Annotated in this window: 2 protein-coding genes; both read right to left on the bottom strand. The window is 72.2% G+C overall.

Going from position 1 to position 1,911, the window contains the following annotated elements:
• Nucleotides 1-5: 5 nt before the first annotated feature.
• On the bottom strand, nucleotides 6-674 hold the full coding sequence (gene rpe / locus G6026_RS13480; RefSeq protein WP_107756517.1) for a ribulose-phosphate 3-epimerase: 669 nt from the start codon (nucleotides 672-674) through the stop codon (nucleotides 6-8).
• 145 nt (nucleotides 675-819) lie between these two features.
• Nucleotides 820-1,911, bottom strand: a 1,092-nt coding sequence (locus G6026_RS13475; RefSeq protein ID WP_182613463.1) for an RsmB/NOP family class I SAM-dependent RNA methyltransferase, incomplete at its 5' end; no start/stop codon positions are given.

Here is a 1,911-nt window from a genome sequence, read left to right as displayed (position 1 = left end):
CATCGTCACGCCCGCGCGGCCGCGGCCCCCGCGCGCAGGGTCTCGATCATGCCGTCGGGGTCGGGCGCGCCGTAGACGGCGGACCCGGCGACGAAGACGTCACAGCCCGCGGCGGCCGCGTCCCCGATCGTGTTCGAATCGATCCCACCGTCGATCTGGATCAGCACGTCGAGCCCGCGCCGGTCGATCTCGGCGCGCAGCGTGCGAACCTTGTCGAGCACCTCGGGCATGAACGACTGTCCCCCGAACCCGGGCTCGACGCTCATCACCAGAACCATGTCCACGTGCGCGAGCAGGTCGAGGTACGGCTCCACCGCAGTGCCCGGCTTGATGGAGATGCCCGCCCGGCACCCGCGCGAGTGCAGCAGCTCCGCGACGGCCTCCGGATCGTCGGTGGCCTCCACGTGGAAGGTCACGCTGGCCGCGCCGGCGTCGACGTAGTCACCCACCCACCGCAGCGGGTCGGTGATCATGAGGTGACAGTCCATCGGCTTGTCGGTGACCCTCCCGACCGCCTTGGCGACGGGGGCACCGAAGGACAGATTGGGCACGAAGTGGCCGTCCATCACGTCGACATGGATCCAGTCGGCGGCGGGGATGCGGTCGATCTCCCGGTCGAGGCAGGCGAAGTCGGCGGACAGGATCGACGGCGCGATGAGCGGCTGGTACGACATGCGGGTCAGTCTAGGCGGGCACGCGCGAGTGGGCGCCCGAGGGCGTCGGCCGGAACCAGGTCGGACGGTCAGGTAGCCAGGCTCCGAGGAGCCGGACTCTCAGCTGGCCGGACGACAAGGCGCCCGGACCCGCCGGCGTCGACTGTCACTCCTCTCGTTTCGACGGTGTGGGGACGTTCCCGAGCCGTCGCAACCCCGCCATGAACATCGCATCGGTGCCGTGGCGGTGGGGCCAGAGCTGCACCCACGGTCCGCCTCCGAAGCCCTCGGTGGAGGTCCCGCCGATCCCCGCGAGGACCTCGCGGATGTCGAGGAGTTCGACATCCCCGCGCCGGTCGGCCTCACGGATCACCGACACCGTCTCGGACAGGTGGGGGGAACACGTGGCGTAGAGCACCACGCCCCCGGGCCGGACCAGTCGCAGTGCCGACTCCAGCAGTTCCCGCTGCAGGATCACCAGTCCCGGGATGTCTGAGGCGGTCTTGCGCCACCGGGCCTCGGGACGCCGCCGGAGGGCGCCGAGTCCCGAGCACGGGGCGTCGAGGAGGACCCGATCGAACCCCGGCTCGAGGCCGGGATCCCGGCCGTCCGCGGTGAATACGGTCACCGGCAGGTCCCGCGTGGCCTCCCGCACCAGGTCGGCCCGGTGTTCGGAGACCTCGACACCGGTCACCGTCGCGCCCTCGATCTCCGCCAACGCGCCCAGCATCACGGCCTTGCCCCCGGGGCCGGCGCACAGATCCAACCACCGGCCCCCGTCCTCGCCGACGAGCGGCGCACGGGAGGCGGCGAGGGCGACCACCTGGCTGCCCTCGTCCTGCACCGTGGCGAGACCGTCTCTCACCGCGTCGAGGGCACCGGGATCACCGGAGTCGAGGTGGACCGCGTACGGCGACACGACGCCCTCGCTGCCGCCGGTCACCAGCGCGAGTTCCTCGGCGGAGATGGCGCCGGGCAGGGCTGCGAGGTGCACCTTGGGGCGCGCGTCATCGGCGGCCAGCAGCTCGGGCAGCTCCCCGGCGTCCGCCCCGAGGGACTCCGCGAACGCGCGCGCGATCCACTCCGGGTGCGCGGTGCCCACCGCCAGCCGGGCGACGGGGTCGGCCACGTCTTTCCGCAGCACCTCGACCCAGCTGTCCAGATCCTGCGCGGAGACTTTGCGCAGCACTGCGTTGACGAACGCCCCGGCCCGGCCCAACCCCAGTGTCCGCGCCGCCTCCACACTCGTGTCGACGGA

This window comes from Dietzia sp. DQ11-38-2 (genome assembly GCF_014145055.1).
Classification (GTDB): domain Bacteria; phylum Actinomycetota; class Actinomycetes; order Mycobacteriales; family Mycobacteriaceae; genus Dietzia.
This window is presented reverse-complemented; position numbering and strand designations above follow the sequence as displayed.